Here is a 17,553-nt window from a genome sequence, read left to right as displayed (position 1 = left end):
TGAACGCCAAGCTGGTCGCAACCGGCAATCACACGCCTGCGCGTTTTGCTCCGCAAATTCGCAGCGGAGTCGCTTTCAGCACCAGTTTTTTAGGCTTCTCTTCGAGGCTTCCATGATGAAGACGCTAACGTCCTTCACCCTATGTACGCTCCTTCTCACCACCGTCGGCCAGGCGGCCAGGTTCTTACCGCTCGGCCTGCCTCCCGGAATCGGTTCTGCTTCGATGGTAGTAGAAGGCGTGTCGGCCGACGGCACGAAGGTTGTGGGATCATACTTCCCTGAACAGAAGGCTTTTCTCTGGACTGACGTAGCTGGATTGAAGTTTCTCACCGGAGGACCTGACTTGCCCCAGGTTCGTACAGCGAACGCGATCTCGCCTGATGGCAATGTTGTCATTGGCCACTTGATTGCCGGCAGCTCAGAACCGTATCGCTGGACTGAATCGGAGGGAATTACTCTGTTGCCGCCTAGAATGTATGAGCCGGTTGCTACGTCCTACGATGGGTCAATTGTGATTGGCATTACGAGCTATAGCACGTTCTACGGAGGCACTAGCGAGGATATTTCATGGGATGGAAAGGTAGTCGTAGGCGGCAGCGGCTTCGACGAGGGATTCAGGGACGAAGGCGGAGTCCGAACATGGCTCGGCGACCTACCGGGTTGGGCTTATTCCAGTCAGGCATTAGCTGTGTCAGCGGACGGAAGCTTTGTCGTCGGAACGAGCAAGGGGGCTGTCGGCCCAGGCCAACAGAACGAGTTGCCAATGTACTGGACCGAAGCAACGGGGATGGTGCGTCTCGGTCAATGGACCAATGGTTACGCAACTGACGTTTCGGCGGCCAAGATTGCCATATCGGGCTATGGCAACCCAAACTTGGGGGGCGACGGGGCGTTTCGCTGGACGCCGGCTAGCGGCACGAGGTCGGTAAAAAGCCTCCTCACCGACGCTGGCATCGACATGACCGGCTGGGACATGACGACCGGACACTCAACTTATCTTTCCGCAGACGGTCGCACCATTGTCGGCACCGGTAAGAATCCAAACGGCAAATTTGAAGGCTGGCTCGCCGAACTCGACATTGCGGGCGACTTCGATCAAGACGGTGATTCTGACGGGAATGATTTCTTAATTTGGCAGCGAGGGTTCGAGACAACTCACGATAGTTCTGACCTCGCCGACTGGAGTACAAATCTTGCGTTTCTTAGGAGTCTTGCGCCGCAGCCTTCACTCGAAACGTCTGTTGTACCCGAGCCATCTTCGGCGCTGCAGGTTGTTGCGGGTCTTCTCTTTCTAGTTGGCATTTGCTCGGCGGCGACAACGCCGCACGGTCGACGCTCCCGCGATTTTGATTGTCGCTAGCGGATAAGCCGTGCGGTCAGTGCGGCGGGTGAAAGTAACGGCAACTTCGGCAGGATGACCCCATGCCCCCACATGAACTTGTGTACCAAACGGTTCCAGCATTAGGTCCGTTGGAACTCGGCGCCATCTATCGCCGAAAACACCTGAATGATCGTTTCGGTGGTAATCGGATGACTGGCATCGTCACATCGAGTCGAGAGCCGGTTGTGCTGCTATTTCACACGGAGGAACCAGCACAACAGTTCTATCAAGATGGTTTCGATGAAGATGGAGTCTACTGGTACAGCGGCGAAGGAACTGTCGGCGACATGCAGTGGACCATCGCGAATCGTGCGATTCGAGATCACGTCGCCGACGGGCGGGATGTGCTGCTGTTCGAGAGAGTACAACGGAAAGACGGTTTGTGGCGTTACTCGCACGCAGTTAGTTACTTCGATCACACACTCGAAGATCGCCCAGACAAGAACGGGAATCCACGTAAGGCGATCATCTTTAAGCTGCTTCCGGTCATTGAAGACTCCGCAAACTACGCGACGACCGAACTTCCATTCGCGCAGAACGTTGATTTGAATCAATTTCGCGAATCGTTGAAAGGCAGCGGTAACAGTGGAGGCACAGCAAAACAACGAATTCAAACGATCTATCATCGATCAGCTCAGGTAGCTCTTTATGCACGGTTGCGCGCAAGCGGGACTTGCGAAGCCTGCGGAAGCGAAGCGCCTTTTACTACGCCATCTGGCATTCCCTTTCTCGAAGTTCATCACATAGATCGTTTGGCGGACGGTGGTCCTGACAAAAACAGATCGCGTCGCCGCGATCTGTCCCAACTGCCATCGACGTTGCCATTATGCGTCGGATGCAGCCGCCTTTAACTCACGTCTGCGAAATGAAATTGCAGCGAAAGAGGCGGCGTTCCATTCGGCGGAGCACGAGCCCGACTAGGCGATTTCGTTCGTCATCAGCTCGCTGGAAGTTCGCGCGGCCTCTCCGAGCTTCGCTTTCATTGGTCGGAGAAGTTTTGCAGCGTGGCACTAATCGCCAACGCAGATTGCGAGACAATTTCTGCCAGCGTGTTGAGTTCTGGAATTAACCCTTGGGGGTCGGGGCGATCTAATCAACACCTCGGTCGATCGCCGCAAGACCGGTAGGTTGTTCCCCTCTCGCGAGCATTGCTCATTTGCATCCGACGTGTGCTAGAACGTCCGCCGTCGTTCAGCGTACCACGCGTTCGGGGCCGATGGCGTCGTGTCGCGGCACTTTGCTTGGCGTTTCCGCGCCATTCTGGATGCGATCGTTGACTGACGCTGGCTGATGGTTGTCTAGTTAGCTGCGCGCTTCCGTCCACTTAACTAAAGCAAGCGATCGCCGATTGCCTTGCGGTCGTGGGGCGAGTTCTCGCCAGGAAAAGCAAACATTGGAGGCGATGAAGCATGCGCCTGATGTGCAGCGTGCTTTCCAATTCCGTCGCGGGCAGGCGGCGGGGTTAGTTTGAGCTTCGAAGTCGCTCACGGCCGGCATTGATGCGCTGCACATCGGCTTCAACGGATCGTGCCACCCAAGTTAAAAGCCCGACGAGCAGCGTCAGCGCGGTAACGATCACAAGCATTTGTCGCAGCGAAATGCGTCGCATAGATGCAGTGTAGCGGGTTCACCCCGCGCGTGGGCAGGCGGGGCTCCTATAAGATCCGGGCGGGCCGACTTGCTGAGGGTCGACACAACAACGCCTCGGCGCCGCCCGGAAGCTACCAAAGGAGTATTGTTTTGGCACCCGCACCGTGCCTGACAAATCCTGCGTACTTGTGCCGCGGTGCCGGATTCTTGCCGGTAGCAATTAAGAACGGCGGCGGGCACTGGGAAGGAGACTCACCAGAGCCCGCCGCCGACAGGAGCATCGAATCTGTAGCACACTAATTTGACCCTGGAGGATTCATGGCATCCCTGACCGAAGACCCCGGCACGATGGACCTACGAGACCCGCCGAAGCCGTTCAAGAGTGCGGCGGCGTGGCGTGACGTGCTGCCGTTTAAGGCTCGGCGGCGCTAGTTGGGGATGCGAATCCCCAATTGTCCAAGCCTTGGGCAAGCCCCGTCGCGGGCAGGCGGCGGCGGTAACGCAAATGGAGGCCACGCCGGTCGGGTGTACTGCCCAACGACCCTGACCGGCGTGGCGTTCCGCCTGAATTGAAAATGCCAGCCGGCGCCGCCAGTACGGACGCCGACCAGTAATAAGCCCAGGGGGGATTGGGCGCGAGATAGTCGCAGAAAGGAGAGAGAGAGCCGCAATAGCAGAAGTCGGGCAGGCGGCGGGGTTATTTGTTCGGACGGGTGCAAGTCAGCGCCCAAGCGTAGAGGCCGATGATTAGCACGCCAAGCCCGAGGATGAACGAAATCGGGTTGAAGCCGGCAAGCGTTGCGGAAGAGCACATTAACGCGCCAGACAACACAACAATGGAACAGCTGATAGCTTGCATGGCATGGGCGGCGGGGTTATTTGCGGCGACGGAGGGCGGCGAGGGAGAGGAGGGCGGAAGTCATAAGAACGCCGCCAATTGGCTCCGGCACAAATGTGGCCGAGCCACTGACAAGCCGGCCCCCGCCTGGAACGCTCACTCCTGTGAGCCCCCACTTCGCGTCGCCATTCTCAAAAGCAAAGGGATAAATATAACCTCCGCGACTCACCGTAGTTTTGTCGAATCGGGCTATCGGGAGAGAAATACCAACTTTGACGCCGCCAATGATGAAATCTACTGGAGGGAAGAATATCTGGTCGTCAGACCCCGTGCCAACATCGTCAAAAAAAATCCACTTGAAATTAGTGTTGGGTGCTGGAGTCAATTGATATACGCCATCATTCGCACTCGTGCCTACTACTGTGACAGTTGACGCCGCATCACGGGGACGCCATCCCGTGATGAATGGGCCGGATTCTGTGGGCTCCAGAGTCGCAGCATCCCAAACAAATGCCAGTTCGAGCGTAGCGCCGTTGCGAAGCGGGTGGCTGGCAGGGTGCGAAAAGGCCCCCGTTTGTATCGTGAATTGATACTGAATTGGAATGGCACCAGCAGGCATGGCCGGGGAAATACCCAGCAAAAAGAGAACGATAAGAAGATGCCTCATTAGTCTAGCTCCCGTGTTGTTCCCCCCACGGTCAGCTGTGCGTCAGCATAAGCAGTTCAGAGATTCGAGTCAACAATTTCCCCCTAACCCGTTGGAGACCCAGCAATGGCATCCCTGACATAAGTCGGCGGCGATGTTCTCCCTCAGTCGCTTCGAACGGCGTTGACAAACCGGCGCCCCAGATCTGTCGCTCGATACCGCATAAGGTCGATACGGGCCTCGTCCCCGGCTGCAGGTGACTCGCTCTCAATTAGCCCCATAGCTTCAAGGCGGCTGGCCGCGGCGCTAACGGCCGTCATGTCATCAGGGCTGTCGTCGTCGCCCACGAAGTCGGTGATGGGCGCCCAAGATTTGTCACCTGCGGCGCTGGGGGCGATGTCTTGAAGAGTTGAAAGCTCGTAACTGCTCAGCTGCTCAAGGGCTCGCTGAGCATCGGCATATTCATCCTCAGAGAACCGGCATCGGGCTGCCTTTAGCCGCCCCTGCATGGCCGCAATCGCACGAAAATGGTCGCTCCCCATATCCCTCGCCCCCTGAACCCTGCTCTGACAAAACGGTATTTACCGGTTTGCGCCCACTGTGCGCCACCCGAGTACCGCTATTTCCCGACAATTATCGCCATCGCGTGCAATTGCTTGCAATGCCCTGCCCTGCCCCTAGAATGCTACTAAACCCCGGGAAATGCTGAGAAAAGCTACTCGGGCCGGCATCGCTTACACCGTGAATGTCGGGGGTTCGAGCCCCTCATCGCCCACTCAAGTCGCTATCGATTCAATGCGAGCCGTTGCGACGGCGCTTCAAACTTCCGTCTCAAATCCGTTCCGTGGCGCGCGTGACACAAAGCTCTGCGCCTGCGGATCATCGACGATCTTCTCCGCCGTGGGCGACCAACGAATCGTGCGGCCGAGTCGGGCCGCGATGCCGGCGAGATGGCAAGTGGTAAGTGCACGGTGATGGCTGTGCACATCTGAAATTGGCTCAGAACGGTCGACCACCGCATCGAAGAAGTTGCGGAAGTGGTCGGTCGGTTCTTTCCCTTTGTAGACCGCGCGCAGCGCCCCATCCGGCAGCGGTCGATTGGCAAGGTCGTCGACGGCTGCGCCCGCCACCTTGCCGCGATTGACGAAGAGCCTTCCTTCGGTCCCCTCGAAGAGAATGCCGTTGTCGCCGTCGTGCCTTATCTCCAACTCCATCCCGTCGGCGAACGTCGCCTTGATCAAAAACTCGGTGGCTGTGTTGTACTGCGTGTCGTCAGTGGGGAAACCAGCGCTGAAAGGCACCGGATGCTTCACTGCCAACGGTTCAATCAGCGTTGGGCCCGTGGCGCCCTTCTCCATCGCCCAGGTCGCAATGTCGACGTGATGTGCGCCCCAATCGGTTAGCTTGCCGCCGGAGTACTCGTACCACCAGCGGAATTCGTAGTGGCACCGCGACCAGCTTTGCGTTTCTCCATTGTCGCCGGCCAAGTACCGGTAGCCGGCATCGGGCGCCGGGCCGAGCCATTGGTTCCAGTCAAGGTTCTTCGGCGCCGCGACTTGCGGGATGACGGGGCTCGTCGGCCCGCCGCCGATGGCGCAAGTCGCTTTCTTAATCGTACCGATGCGTCCGTCGCGAATGATCGCGAGCGCGGTAAGGAAGGACTCGTCGCTGCGCTGTTGGGTGCCGATCTGGACGACTCTGCCGGTCTTCCGGCAGACCTCGCACATCAACCGACCTTCGTCGATCGTGAGCGTCATGGGCTTCTCGCAGTAAACATCTTTGCCAGCGAGCATCGCTTCGATCGCAATCTTGGCATGCCAATGATCAGGAGTCGAAATTTGGACGACGTCGACGTCGTTGCGATCGATGACGCGCCGATAGTCGCCATAGGCGTCTGGCGCTTTACCGGTCCACTCTTGAACAACGTCTACGGCCAACCCAAGACGATCGGCGTCGACGTCGCATACGGCGACGTAGTCGCCGAACGGAACGAAGCTCGGCGCCGAACCGTGGGGGCCATCAATACCTGTAGCCCGTTGGCACCAGCGGCTTCCCGTGCCGATGGCAGCAACGCGCGGCCGAGCATTCGCGTTCGTGAAGCCCAAAGCGCGCGGCGCACGATGCGTCCACACCGCGGCGCCCGCCCACGCCAGTGAGCACTTCAAGGCGCCGCGTCGAGTGAGGACAGTTGATTTCATGGAAACTCCGGAAGAAGAGTGCCCGTGCTGCCGCCGATTTCAATCCGTTGCGTGCTTGATTGCAAAAAAACCGCCCGCTGGAAACCAGCGGGCGGTTCTTTGGTTTTTCAATCTTTCAGCCGCTGCCCGAGGCCGATCTGATCGGGAAGAGCTTTAGTAGCGTCGTCCGCCGCCGCCACCGCCGCCATAACCGCCGCCGCCGCCACCACCGCGCTTGCCGCCGCCACCGCCGCCGTAACCACCGCCGCCGCCGTAGCCGCCGCCACCGCCGCCGCTACGAGGTTCCTTCGGACGCGCTTCGTTGACCGTCAGCGCACGGCCTTGTGATTCGGTGCCGTTCAGACCGTTGATCGCGGCTTGCGCGTCTTGATCCGAACCCATCTCGACGAACCCGAAACCCTTCGAACGACCCGTGTCGCGGTCCATGATCACCTGAGCAGACTGCACGGTGCCGAAGGCCGAAAAGAGCTGCTCGAGATCGCTGTCGCTGATACCGTAGGCCAAGTTGCCTACGTATAACTTCTTGCCCATGATTGGGACTCCCTGAGAAAAACGAAAAACCGTGCCTCGGACCATGCCGCGGACTAGACCGACAGTATACCGGACGCTACCACCGTGGATAGATAGCAGATTGCGGCGTTTTTCGGATTCGGCCTTGACATGTACGCACGCTCGACAGGTTGAGTTCCTACCGCGCGTCACTCGTCAATTGCCGCCGAATCGGGGGCGTTTCCCGGCAACGACGTAAAAACCGCATCGCGCATTCTTCGTAAAGCGCGGCGGCGGCTGGTAGCGACTCGACAAGAGCCGGCGCGCCTGGCTAGCTCGATTTCAGCCGCGTCAGCAGCTCGGCCTGGAGCCGTTCGACCGCTTCACAGTCGCGGGCGCCAGTGCAGTTGAGGTGGCCGAACGGGAGCTCGATCACGTCATCCACCCCGTCGAGCCGGCCGCGCTTCAGCGCGACGACGCCGTCTCCCTTGCCTTCGACCAGCTCTTCCATGTCGGAGAGGAGCTGGTCGAACCGGCCGGTGCAATCTCGCAACCCCGGACATTGGCCGCCAGTTTCCTGCAGCGCGGTCCGCATCCACTTCATCTCGCCCTCGGTCACGGAAGCGCAGGTACCCAGGAAAACGGTGTAGCGAACATCAGGGTTGCGGGGGCGAGCGTTCAGGTCGGCGAGGAACCCCGAACCGGGGACCATGTCGTCGGCCGCTTCGCCAAGGCCGTCGATCACCGAGTCGCGGCAACGGGCCCAAGGCCCTCCTTCGGCGCGGCCGAGCCAGTGCTCCCAGACGTCGGTCGCAATGGCTACATGGGCGAGCATCGTGCCATGAGTCGGCGGCGCGATCATGATCAGCCGGGAAACATTCTCGGGGTCCAGTTCGGCGCTCTCCACGCAGGCGCGAGCCACCAGCCCGCCCATTGAATGGGTGACCAGGGCAATCTTCTGCTGCGGATGTTGCTGGGCGATTTGCTTGAGACTCTGCGACAGCCGGCCGGCAGACTCGCAGATTTCCCAGTCGTTGGGGTAAGCAAACGTCGCACAGGGGAACCCAGCCTCGCGAGCCGGTTCCAACACCGCCCCATTGCGGAGTGGACTCGAGTTGTAACCGTGAACCAACACGACGAGCGGCAGCTCGGGCGCCGCGGCGGCCGCGGTCTCCCAATTCTCGTCGAAGACCAGGCCGTAACGGGCTTCGTCCTCCTCGTCCCACACCCGGTTGCGCAGCCACCGGCGGAAGCTGTAGTCGGCGGCATCGCGAACGATCTCGCGCGAGGCGGCGAGAACTTCACTCTCCTGGGGGGCGACGGTCGGGGTCGCTGCGTCGTCGGCGCGGGCGGCGGGGAGCCAGAGCGAGAGGGCAACGATCGCGAAACCGATTCGCACAAGCGTTCGAGAAATCATTCTCAGCTCAGCTCCGAAGTGGATGGCGCGGGCCAACAGCGGCCAGGGGAAGAAGCGCCAACGCGTCGGGAATGCTACTTCGCAGGTTCCTTGCCCTCATTATAGGGGCTCGGCCATCTTACGGGGCAGGCGTGAGATCGGTTCGAAGTTTCCGGGACGAAGGAACGCCCCGGTGGGATCACCTTTGGTAAAGAGGGAGGGATAAAGCGAACGGGCGGGAGGCTTCGAGGCGCTCCCGCCCGCGTGCTCGTCTCGCAGTTGAACTTTCCAAGGTCCGGCTCAGCCCGACGAATACTAAAACTCGTCGCCGGCGTCTTCCTCGTCGTCGGCGCTGGAGACCTTGCTGACCGGCAATTCCTCGATGCCGCCGGCGGCCATGATTTTCTGCTTGATCTCCTCGGCAATTTGCGGATTGGCTTTGAGGAACTCGCGGGCCTTTTCCTTGCCTTGGCCGAGCTGCATCTCGCCGTAGCGGAACCAAGCGCCGGTGCGGGCGACGAACTTTTTCTCCATGCCGAGATCGAGGATGTCGCCCTCGTAGCTGATGCCGTCGGTGTGCATCATGTCGAACTCAGCGACCCGGAACGGCGGGGCGACCTTGTTCTTTACGATCTTCACGCGAACCCGTTGGCCGACGACGTCTTCGCCTTCCTTCAGTTGGCCGATGCGACGGACGTCGATGCGGCACGAGGCGTAGAACTTCAGCGCCCGACCGCCGGGGGTCGTTTCGGGGCTGCCGAACATGACGCCGATCTTTTCGCGGATCTGGTTGATGAAGATGACCGAGGTTTTGGCCTTGGCAATGGCGCCAGTCAGCTTGCGGAGCGACTGGCTCATCAACCGGGCCTGGAGGCCGACGTGCGAATCGCCGATCTCGCCTTCGAGTTCCTTCTTCGGCACGAGGGCGGCGACCGAGTCGACGACAATGACGTCGACGGCGTTGCTTTTGACGAGCATCTCGGTGATCGTCATTGCTTCTTCGCCGGAGTCGGGCTGGCTGACCAGGAGGGTTTCGAGGTCGACGCCGAGCTTCTTAGCCCAGCTGGGGTCGAGGGCGTGTTCGGCGTCGATGAACGCGGCGATGCCGCCCGCCTTTTGTGCCTGGGCGACCACATGAAGGGCGAGCGTCGTCTTGCCGCTCGATTCGGGGCCGAAGCATTCGATGACGCGGCCGCGGGGAATTCCCTGGCCGCCGAGGGCGAGGTCGACCGACAGGCTGCCGGTGGAGATGCCTTCGATCTTGCGGAGCTTGTCGGCTCCCAAGGGCATGATCGAGCCCTCGCCGTATTGCTTCTCAATCGCGGCGACGGTGTTCCGCAGTTCGGAACTTCCCTCGAACATGACGTCGGCGGCCGACTTCTTGGCGTTCTTATCGGGAACGCCCTTCTCACCCTTCTTGGCGGGAGTCTTGTCTTTGTCTTTCTTAGCCATGCCGTTTTTCGATGGAGTCGTGGGTTTGGCGATCGTTGGTTTGGCAGTCGTGGCAGCAACCATGAGTTGGGGTCCCTATTAATAGCAGAATAGGAGTGAGATCGGAATTGGCCGGCTGCGACCGCCGGGCGTTCACCTCTTTGCTGTACGCATGGATACTGTATCGGTGTTCATGGGTGGATGCAAGAGAATTTCAGGTTTTTTGTGGGGGTGCTAGCGGGGGGGCAACCGCGGGACCACGGCCGGCCGGAGCGGCTTGGAGGGCGACGAAGGGGACGCGGATTTTCGCGGATTTGGCGGATGGACGCGGATCGAATTGTGAGGGGAACAGACCAAGTTGCTTTGCCTTTCAGGAGGCATGATCTCTGTCGCCTAGGTCTTTGTGTCGCCTGACGCGTTTTGGGCGACAGTCGTCTCAAGTTGGCTTCACTATTGGGGTTGGGGGCGGCAATTGGGCGACAGTTGCTGCGACACGCGTCAGTGGTCAGCTGTTGGATGTTGGACGTTGGCGGGACGAGGTGATGCGAGGCGACGGATGGAACGCGGATTTTCGCGGATTGGGCGGATGGACGCGGATGTAGTCGGGAGGAGTTGGGCATATCGGCTTGCGTTGCTGAGAGTCGTTCTTCTCGATCCGCGAAAATCCGGTGAATCCGCGTCCATCCGCGTTCCTTTCTCTTGGCCTTCCGGGAGGGCTGATTTCTGTCGCGTGGGTCTTTATGTCGCCTGATGCGTTTTAGGCGACAGAGGTCTTAAGTTGGTTTCATCCTTGGGGTTGAGGTGACCACAAGGCGACTGTCGTCGCGTCAGTCGTCTGATGCTAGTCGCTAGTTACTGGTGGTTTGATCGAAGGCGGCAAGCGCTCCGCGGCGCGTCGCGGCTAATCTCTTTTTTTGAAGTTTGCTTTTGCGTGCATCGACGGGGGGCCCCATTAATGTGCCGCAAAAGTCTCGCCTTGGGCTGCCGGTTGCGGAGCGTTGGGAGTCGGTGTTTCTTGGGTTGTGAGGACAAAATTGGCTTGGAAAACGGGAGTGAATTCTGCGTTTCTGGACTTGCGCGTTCGGACGCAAAAGTCGCAAAAGTCTCTGGCCATGCAGGAGCGCGGGCCGAGCACTGGCTGCGCAGCATCGAACGCCTCTCGCAGCGCGGGCTGGAGATTTGCCCCTGCCCTCAGTATATGTTCAGGCGTTCACTATAGCGAGGAGGGCGGCCAATTTCAACATGCTCGCTGAATTCTTGGGCGAGCTTAGGTGTTTCTGTGGGGCCCTCAGGCCGAAAAGTTAAGATACTCTCGTATTGTGACGCCGTTACACTTGGACGTTTGGCAGCGATTGGCAACCGCAATGCGAATTGGGCGCGAAGAATGAATACGTGGGAAATTGTCGCATCGTGCGTGGCGAGCATGCTGGTCGGTTTGATAGCGGGCGGGATCATTTCCGATCGAGTTCAGAAGGCGCGGTCCTCTGTCGTCTATCGCCGTCTGTGCGACGCATTTAAACCGACGTCGCTGGCCTGTCTGACGGTCACCGAACGGCAGTTTCCGGCTCGGATTCGCGCGGATCTACAACGTGCGATTGAGGAGTATTTCGGTCGCGTCTCCGAGGTTCATCATCTTTGCGGCGTGCGGGTCGACGAAGATATGTTCGGCATCGACCTGTCTTACCTGATGACTGCCGGCGCCAGCGCGTGGGAAGTGCCGCTGCAGAATGAAGACGTGAACATCGGCGGCGAGGCTTACATGCGCTGTCCTCGCAACGCTTTATGGATTGCGAGCGTCGATGGCCTGCGAATGGCAGTTCTACTGAGCAAGGTGTTCGCTTTCCAAGAACCGCCTCGGATTAAGATTCACGTCGCGACGAACAACGATGAGAAGGGCGCCAAGATTTCCGGCGAGTTCTTGTCGCAACTCGAATCGGCGGTCAAGAAGGCGGAGTCCTACCGTGGCAAAGTGCTGTCGCTTGAAAACGGCGAAAGCTACGGGGGCGAAGGGACCGGCATCAAAGTGCACCAGATGACGCCGGTGAAACGTGAAAACGTTATCTTGCCTGAAGAAACGTTGGGGCTGGTCGAACGCAATGTTCTGCAGTTCGCGGCACAGCGACGTCGGCTGCGAGAGCTGCAACAGTCTACGAAGAAGGGGCTATTGTTCCACGGCCCGCCGGGCAACGGCAAGACCTATACGATTCGCTATTTGATCGGATCGTTGCCAGGCCACACGACGCTGATCATTACTGGCGCCCAAGTTGCGCAGTTGACCGAATACATGGCGCTGGCCCGGCTTTTGCAACCGTCGCTGGTGGTGATCGAGGATATCGACCTCGTCGCCAAGGAGCGAGTTACCAGCGGCATGTCTTGCGAGGAGCCGCTATTGAATCAGTTGTTGAATGAGATGGACGGGCTGGCTCAAGACGCCGAGATCATTTTCATTCTGACGACGAACCGGCCGGAACTACTGGAGGAAGCATTGGCGGCGCGACCGGGTCGCGTGGATCAGGCGGTCAAGTTTGCCGCACCGAGCGCCGCTGAACGTACGCGGCTGGCGCTGCTCTACGCTGCGGACGTGGAACTATTGCCGGAGGTCGTTGAGAAGGTGGTCGGCGTCACCCAGGGAGCCAGCGCCGCCTTCATCAAAGAGTTGGTGCGCCGGGCCATTCAATTGCATTTGGCTCGAACTGGCGACGCGAAGATCGAAGCGCAGGACGTGCAAGAGGCACTGAATGAACTGTTGTCGAATCAAGGATCTGTGAGCGGACGAGTGATTGGGTATTCTGTTCCGGCGACGCCTTTAGGTTCCGGCAGTGGTTGCGGCGGCTAAATCTTCGCCGCCAAAATAGTGCGTCGTGATGACTGCGTCCGATGGAAGGCATCGCTGTCGGCACAGCCGTGGCAGCCGATCCTGGCCAGCTCAGGCGACGCTGCAGCCAAGATCTTCGATGAAGACTTCAGCGCCGCTGGCGTCGATGCCCCACAGTTCCTGCGACCAACTTCCGGCCAGTGGGCCGACGCATGATCCCCAAGTGATCAGTAAGGTTCTCGCTCCTGGCGACAACGGGCTGATGTTCCACTCCTCTTCGAGAACTACATCAAGCTCTGCGTCCCAGCTGTAATAAAAGTTCCACCACGGCGCATCCTCGTCGACGCGATAGAGGGCTCGCCATTCTTCGAGTTCATTCGGCGTCAGGAATATGGAATTGGCGTACGTCGACGACCATTCGGCCATCACGAAGGGCAGCGCCGGTAGCGGCGCGGAGAATATTGGTATTCTGCTTTCACGGATTTGCGGCAGCGATCCTTTGCTTTTTATCTTCGGCCCCAGCACGCGATGAATGACGTGATCGATGCTAGAGAGCGATGCATGTTCCGGCAATGGGCTGGCTAGCCGCTTCTCGTGAGCAAACTGTTGGAGAATAGGGAACCACGTTTGGGAGAGCGCGACTTCTTGCGCCGTGTGCTCCAGCATGGCCCGCGCGAACTCGAGGCCTTCCTCCCGCATCCAGTTTTCGATTTGCGTTCGATCTTCGCCAACTCGCTCAGTCTCTAGAAGCATGTCGGCTGGGAGTTCCAGATTGCGGCGCGCAGCGCGAGCATCTCGTTGATTGAGGGCATCGAGAAAGTCTTGCCGGTGGAACTTCATCTGGGGCAATATAGTAGCGCCGAGCCGCATAGCGATGGGTGCCACTAGCATCATACTGTTGAGAATCAGGAAAGTAGCGAGTTTTCAATTTCAGGCAGCAGGAGGCCTTGTTCTTCAGGCTGCTTGCGAGTCGGTCGGTAGCCATGCCGTTGGGCACTTCAGCACTGGCGGCACGCCAGTGGCGTCCAGGGAAGGCCTGCCGGCGCCACCAGCCGGCAAATGATTCGTCATGCCTCCTTTGATGACGCCCTTTGATTTCTCAACTCTTCATTTCCAGCTAGCAGTTGTCTTCACAATCGCCCGCTAGAATCCGCTCACACTCCTAACGCGGCGGCCGAAAGGCAACGTTGATTGGCTGGGGTCCGGCCGCCGCGTTATTGAACCACCGCCGCGACGGCCCCAACTTCTACCGCCACTTCCTGGGGTCGTCGCGTTATTCTCATATCCTGCCACGGCGGCCCCGCTTCTACGGCTACTTTCCGGGGCCGCCGTGATTTTCCTGGCCAATGTCGCTTCGATAGGGGTGATCGATGGCTGCCGGCGACATGAATAAGTACATTCGCAATCTTGCGGCGCGATATGCGGCCCAGGGCGACCAAGATTTTCAAGAATTTCGCCAAGTGTACTCGCAGTGGACCACGGACTCTCGATTGAAGTGACGTTAATTAGAGAAGCGAACGACATGTTCGCGTCACTTCCGTTGTGTGAATTTCGATCGCCCGTTGCAACTCGTTCGATTTTGCGTGGCGAAGAGGGCGCCCTGGGCGGTGATCGATCGACGACGCTGCCGGCGCGTTTGCTGTTGATGGCAATGGACGCTTGGGACGCGGGCTTAGAATTTGCTCCGCCCGGGCTGCTGTATCGGACCTAAAGCCAATTTCGACAGCCTCGCCCGCGCGCACGTCAGTAGGAATGTGCAGCCCTAAATGACGGCGTGCCATTCAGGCGCCCCGCTATCGGTCCGCAGCTCGACGATCTGTATCAGCGTCAAGCGGTCTCCGTGCAGTAACCGGCATTTGCCGCCGCCAGCGAACATTCTGGCGATGGCGTGGTGACCTTCGCCGTGCGGTTCCACGCGAATAATGACGCGGTCGCCGCTTGTTTGAATCATCGCGGCAGCTGACAGCCGAAGCGTAGGCGTTGGCATGAAGGTGCGTCAGGAGGGGTTGGCCACCGGGAACGACGCCTGACGCGTCACGCAATTATCGTACCAGAGTCCCCCCGCCCCTAGCGCCGAGGGAATCGTCGGTGTCGGTGATAAATTTTGATTCACGCCGTCAATCGCGTATCATACGGACCCTCTTGAGGCGGCTCCAAATTGATGCGCGGGGATAGATATGGCTGCTGAGTACTACGAGCGCGACGGCATCAAGTACGAAATTCACGTCCAAACGAAGTCGGGCCAGTTTGCCGCGCGGTGGACCTGCCCGGTGTGCCAAACGACAGGCGGGCCTAGCCGCTGGTTTCACTTTGAAAAAGAAGCGATCGACCGCAACAAAGTGAGCGCGTTTATCGAGCACCACAACGTGTTCCACAAGGCAGCGAGAAGCGCGGCGGGTTAAGGTTCTTCATTGAATCTTCACTTCGCTGCCGTAGGCGATTTCCAATCGCTCGACACAATTACCGACCAAGCAAGACGCCCCGCGCGGAGTTGTGTCATCCAACGCGCGGCGGCCGATTAGCTATGCATCCCGCTGAACGGTCGTCGTGCTCTTTTTCTTGGCCGCTGATCTTCGTGCTTTTGGTCTCAATACTCCGCCTGGGTCGGGAGCTCAGCTTCGACATACGTGAACGTTCCGTCGCCGAACTCACGGTTGTCTTTCCCGTTCTGCCATGAATTCAGGGCCATCACGGCGTCCGGGAAAGTGAGCTGGACGGGATACCATCCGCGAGCGGACCGCCGCTTCTTCAAGACGCCGAAGCACTGGTGAACGTAGCCGGGGCGATTGAACACCCCGTCAAAGACGCGGACGATGCGGTTGCTCGCGTCGATGGCAAACACGACTGCCTTCACGCGGCGCAGCGGCATCTCAATCGTTGGGCACGCTATTCTGCGATGGCGAAACCCCAGTTCGCGGTCGCCGTCGCTCAGGTCGTTCAGGTACAGAATCTCCGGCGGCGTTTCCAATGCGGAGGCATTCGTTTTGGAGTGCGGCGAATCCATCGCGCCACTCTACGAAGAATAGATGAACGTATTGTGAAGTTGAGGCGTGCGAGTTTCCAAAATGTGAAGAGTTGGTTAATCGCCGCCAGCAGCGAATAAAATGCTTGCATCCATGGCGCTCGGATTGAAAATACGGCTGGTCGGCAACTACTCACCGCGGGAGCGACGATGCTCTACCTTCAAACTGCGCCAGAGGCCGAGTCCAGCATCGCCGTCGGCGACCACGCTGATTCTCTGCTCTTTGTCCCCTTTCTCGGGACCGTCATCGCGTGCCGTTCCGAGGCCGAAGTCGCCGTCGTCGGGAGCGCCAGCGAAGCCTTGCGGTCGGTGGACTTGGCGGCGACGTCGATCGTCGAACTGAATGCGGTGATCGACTCCGTGACGCTCCCTGCTGGCCCCGACGTGTGCCAGGCAATCGAGCGGCGAATCGCAGAGATGCGGAAACTGTATTGATCGGCTTCTTAGTATTCGTCTGCGGTTGGGAGTCGTCCTTCGACGCATGCAAACATGCCGTCGCCAAATTGTTGATTGTCAAGTCCGTTCTTCCACGATCGAAGCGCCATCTTGGCGTCGGGAAACTTTAATTGCACCGGACGCCATGCGCATTTGTTCGATCGCTTGGTGATGCCGAAGCACTGGTGCACGTAGCCAGGCCGGTTAAGAACGGGATCGTGAACCCTCACGATCCGATTGCTCACGTCGATATGGAACACGGCCGCAATGACCCGACGAAGGGGCTTCGTGACAGTCGGACTTGCCACCTCCCGGTAACGAAATCCGAGCGCGTAATCTGCGTCGGTCATATCGGGCAAGTAGATGAAAGGCGGCGCGGGCTCCGCTGCCGGACGCGTAATGAGAGCTAAGTCATTCATGGCGGCATTCTACGCGCGCCCGATTAGCATTTCGTGAAGAGCGGGCCGACGCCGCGCGGGCTGCGGCTGCATCATGGAAAGCGCGAGACGATGCTGTGTAGGGGTTGGGTCGCAACAGATCGGCAGGGTCAATAGGTCTGTAGGAAAGGTTGCTTGCTGGCGATCGTGGATGGAGCGCCTGTACCCGCTAGCCACTGGCGGCACGCCAGTGGCACGGGTGGGGGAAGTTGGTTAGGGTGGTGACGGTGCACTTCGGCACTTAGCCGCTAATCACCTTAACCTGAGGGCGACGCCATGAAGAAATCAGTGAAGGCGACCATCGCGTTGATTGCGATTCTGGCGTTTACCTTTAGCAGCTGGTTGTTTTATTCGAAGTACCGGCTGCAGCGCGCTCAGGAGAATCGTACGGCGACGGAAGCGGCGGTTCCGTGAGTCTGTTGCGGCTGTTGCGTTGAGCGGCGCACGTCTGTTTGCCGCTGGCGGATCGCGCGCGGGTCACTTGACATGCTTAAGGTGCGAGCACTTTAGCTCTGGCCGCACGCGAGTGGCGCCGGCGAGCTTTATGCGAGCGGCGTGCCGCGCTTGATCGCCAGCGTCTTGACTAAATGACAGAGCGGTTCCATCAAGATTTCCACGGGACAGTCGGCGTCGTTGACCCAAAAGTCCAGGCGGCCGTCGACTTGATCGAGGCGGAAGCGATAGCCTCGCAGTGAAAATTGGACCGAATTGTCGTGCGCTTGATCGAAGCGGTCGACAATGATGTGACGCAGCGTGCGGACTTGTTCGTGAACTGCGGTCAGCGATCCAGGATAGGGCAGCTCGGCGACGATTTGCCAAGTGGCTTGCGATGGCGACGGAGCTGCCGGAGGCTTGGCATTCATGATCGTTCCTTA

At 59.2% G+C, this 17,553-nt stretch carries 18 protein-coding genes; 7 read left to right on the top strand and 11 right to left on the bottom strand.

What is annotated here, in order from left to right:
• Positions 1-112: 112 nt before the first annotated feature.
• On the top strand, positions 113-1,360 hold the full coding sequence (locus I41_RS19220; RefSeq protein WP_145434548.1) for a hypothetical protein: 1,248 nt from the start codon (positions 113-115) through the stop codon (positions 1,358-1,360).
• A 62-nt stretch (positions 1,361-1,422) separates the two neighbouring features.
• Positions 1,423-2,232 carry an HNH endonuclease gene (locus tag I41_RS19215; RefSeq protein WP_145434547.1) on the top strand — a complete coding sequence of 270 codons (810 nt, stop codon included), beginning with the start codon at positions 1,423-1,425 and terminating at the stop codon, positions 2,230-2,232.
• 611 nt (positions 2,233-2,843) lie between these two features.
• Here I41_RS19215 and I41_RS27425 read toward each other — a convergent pair.
• From I41_RS27425 to recA, 6 genes are all read right to left on the bottom strand, one after another.
• Complete coding sequence (locus I41_RS27425; RefSeq protein ID WP_168207020.1) at positions 2,844-2,990, bottom strand: hypothetical protein; 147 nt, start codon at positions 2,988-2,990, stop codon at positions 2,844-2,846.
• 856 nt (positions 2,991-3,846) lie between these two features.
• Entirely contained in the window at positions 3,847-4,476 is a 630-nt protein-coding gene (locus I41_RS19210; RefSeq protein ID WP_145434546.1) for a hypothetical protein, read from the bottom strand.
• A gap of 797 nt (positions 4,477-5,273) precedes the next feature.
• A complete protein-coding gene (locus I41_RS19205; protein ID WP_145434545.1) occupies positions 5,274-6,653 on the bottom strand; it encodes a Gfo/Idh/MocA family protein in 1,380 nt (459 codons plus the stop codon).
• A 153-nt stretch (positions 6,654-6,806) separates the two neighbouring features.
• Positions 6,807-7,184: an RNA recognition motif domain-containing protein gene (locus tag I41_RS28345; protein WP_145434544.1), complete on the bottom strand. Its 378-nt coding sequence runs from the start codon at positions 7,182-7,184 to the stop codon at positions 6,807-6,809.
• 289 nt (positions 7,185-7,473) lie between these two features.
• A complete protein-coding gene (locus tag I41_RS19195; protein WP_145434543.1) occupies positions 7,474-8,559 on the bottom strand; it encodes an esterase/lipase family protein in 1,086 nt (361 codons plus the stop codon).
• 294 nt (positions 8,560-8,853) lie between these two features.
• Positions 8,854-9,990 (bottom strand): recombinase RecA, encoded by a 1,137-nt coding sequence (gene recA, locus I41_RS19190; protein ID WP_145436416.1) that lies wholly within the window; start codon positions 9,988-9,990, stop codon positions 8,854-8,856.
• Positions 9,991-11,353: 1,363 nt separating this feature from the next.
• On the opposite strand from recA, the gene I41_RS19185 reads away from it, so the two are divergent.
• Entirely contained in the window at positions 11,354-12,805 is a 1,452-nt protein-coding gene (locus tag I41_RS19185; protein ID WP_145434542.1) for an AAA family ATPase, read from the top strand.
• Positions 12,806-12,895: 90 nt separating this feature from the next.
• On the opposite strand, the gene I41_RS19180 is transcribed toward I41_RS19185, so the two are convergent.
• On the bottom strand, positions 12,896-13,669 hold the full coding sequence (locus I41_RS19180; RefSeq protein WP_168207019.1) for a hypothetical protein: 774 nt from the start codon (positions 13,667-13,669) through the stop codon (positions 12,896-12,898).
• A gap of 485 nt (positions 13,670-14,154) precedes the next feature.
• Here I41_RS19180 and I41_RS28340 point away from each other — a divergent pair, with 485 nt between their 5' ends.
• Positions 14,155-14,283: a hypothetical protein gene (locus tag I41_RS28340; protein ID WP_261342431.1), complete on the top strand. Its 129-nt coding sequence runs from the start codon at positions 14,155-14,157 to the stop codon at positions 14,281-14,283.
• A gap of 263 nt (positions 14,284-14,546) precedes the next feature.
• On the opposite strand, the gene I41_RS19175 is transcribed toward I41_RS28340, so the two are convergent.
• Positions 14,547-14,771: a hypothetical protein gene (locus tag I41_RS19175; protein WP_145434540.1), complete on the bottom strand. Its 225-nt coding sequence runs from the start codon at positions 14,769-14,771 to the stop codon at positions 14,547-14,549.
• Positions 14,772-14,961: 190 nt separating this feature from the next.
• Here I41_RS19175 and I41_RS19170 point away from each other — a divergent pair, with 190 nt between their 5' ends.
• On the top strand, positions 14,962-15,186 hold the full coding sequence (locus I41_RS19170) for a hypothetical protein (RefSeq protein WP_145434539.1): 225 nt from the start codon (positions 14,962-14,964) through the stop codon (positions 15,184-15,186).
• A 185-nt stretch (positions 15,187-15,371) separates the two neighbouring features.
• Here I41_RS19170 and I41_RS19165 read toward each other — a convergent pair whose 3' ends face one another.
• On the bottom strand, positions 15,372-15,788 hold the full coding sequence (locus I41_RS19165; RefSeq protein WP_145434538.1) for a hypothetical protein: 417 nt from the start codon (positions 15,786-15,788) through the stop codon (positions 15,372-15,374).
• Between the two features lie 168 nt (positions 15,789-15,956).
• Here I41_RS19165 and I41_RS19160 point away from each other — a divergent pair, with 168 nt between their 5' ends.
• On the top strand, positions 15,957-16,241 hold the full coding sequence (locus tag I41_RS19160) for a hypothetical protein (RefSeq protein WP_145434537.1): 285 nt from the start codon (positions 15,957-15,959) through the stop codon (positions 16,239-16,241).
• An 8-nt stretch (positions 16,242-16,249) separates the two neighbouring features.
• On the opposite strand, the gene I41_RS19155 is transcribed toward I41_RS19160, so the two are convergent.
• Positions 16,250-16,660: a hypothetical protein gene (locus tag I41_RS19155; protein ID WP_145434536.1), complete on the bottom strand. Its 411-nt coding sequence runs from the start codon at positions 16,658-16,660 to the stop codon at positions 16,250-16,252.
• A gap of 294 nt (positions 16,661-16,954) precedes the next feature.
• Between I41_RS19155 and I41_RS27420 the strand changes: the two genes are divergently transcribed.
• On the top strand, positions 16,955-17,092 hold the full coding sequence (locus I41_RS27420; RefSeq protein WP_168207018.1) for a hypothetical protein: 138 nt from the start codon (positions 16,955-16,957) through the stop codon (positions 17,090-17,092).
• A 128-nt stretch (positions 17,093-17,220) separates the two neighbouring features.
• Here I41_RS27420 and I41_RS19150 read toward each other — a convergent pair whose 3' ends face one another.
• Positions 17,221-17,541 (bottom strand): hypothetical protein, encoded by a 321-nt coding sequence (locus I41_RS19150; protein WP_145434535.1) that lies wholly within the window; start codon positions 17,539-17,541, stop codon positions 17,221-17,223.
• Between the last annotated feature and the right edge of the window lie 12 nt (positions 17,542-17,553).

Source organism: Lacipirellula limnantheis, from assembly GCF_007746075.1.
Classification (GTDB): Bacteria; Planctomycetota; Planctomycetia; order Pirellulales; family Lacipirellulaceae; genus Lacipirellula; species Lacipirellula limnantheis.
Note: the sequence above shows the minus strand (reverse complement) of the source record. Positions and strands in the feature narration are given on the sequence as shown.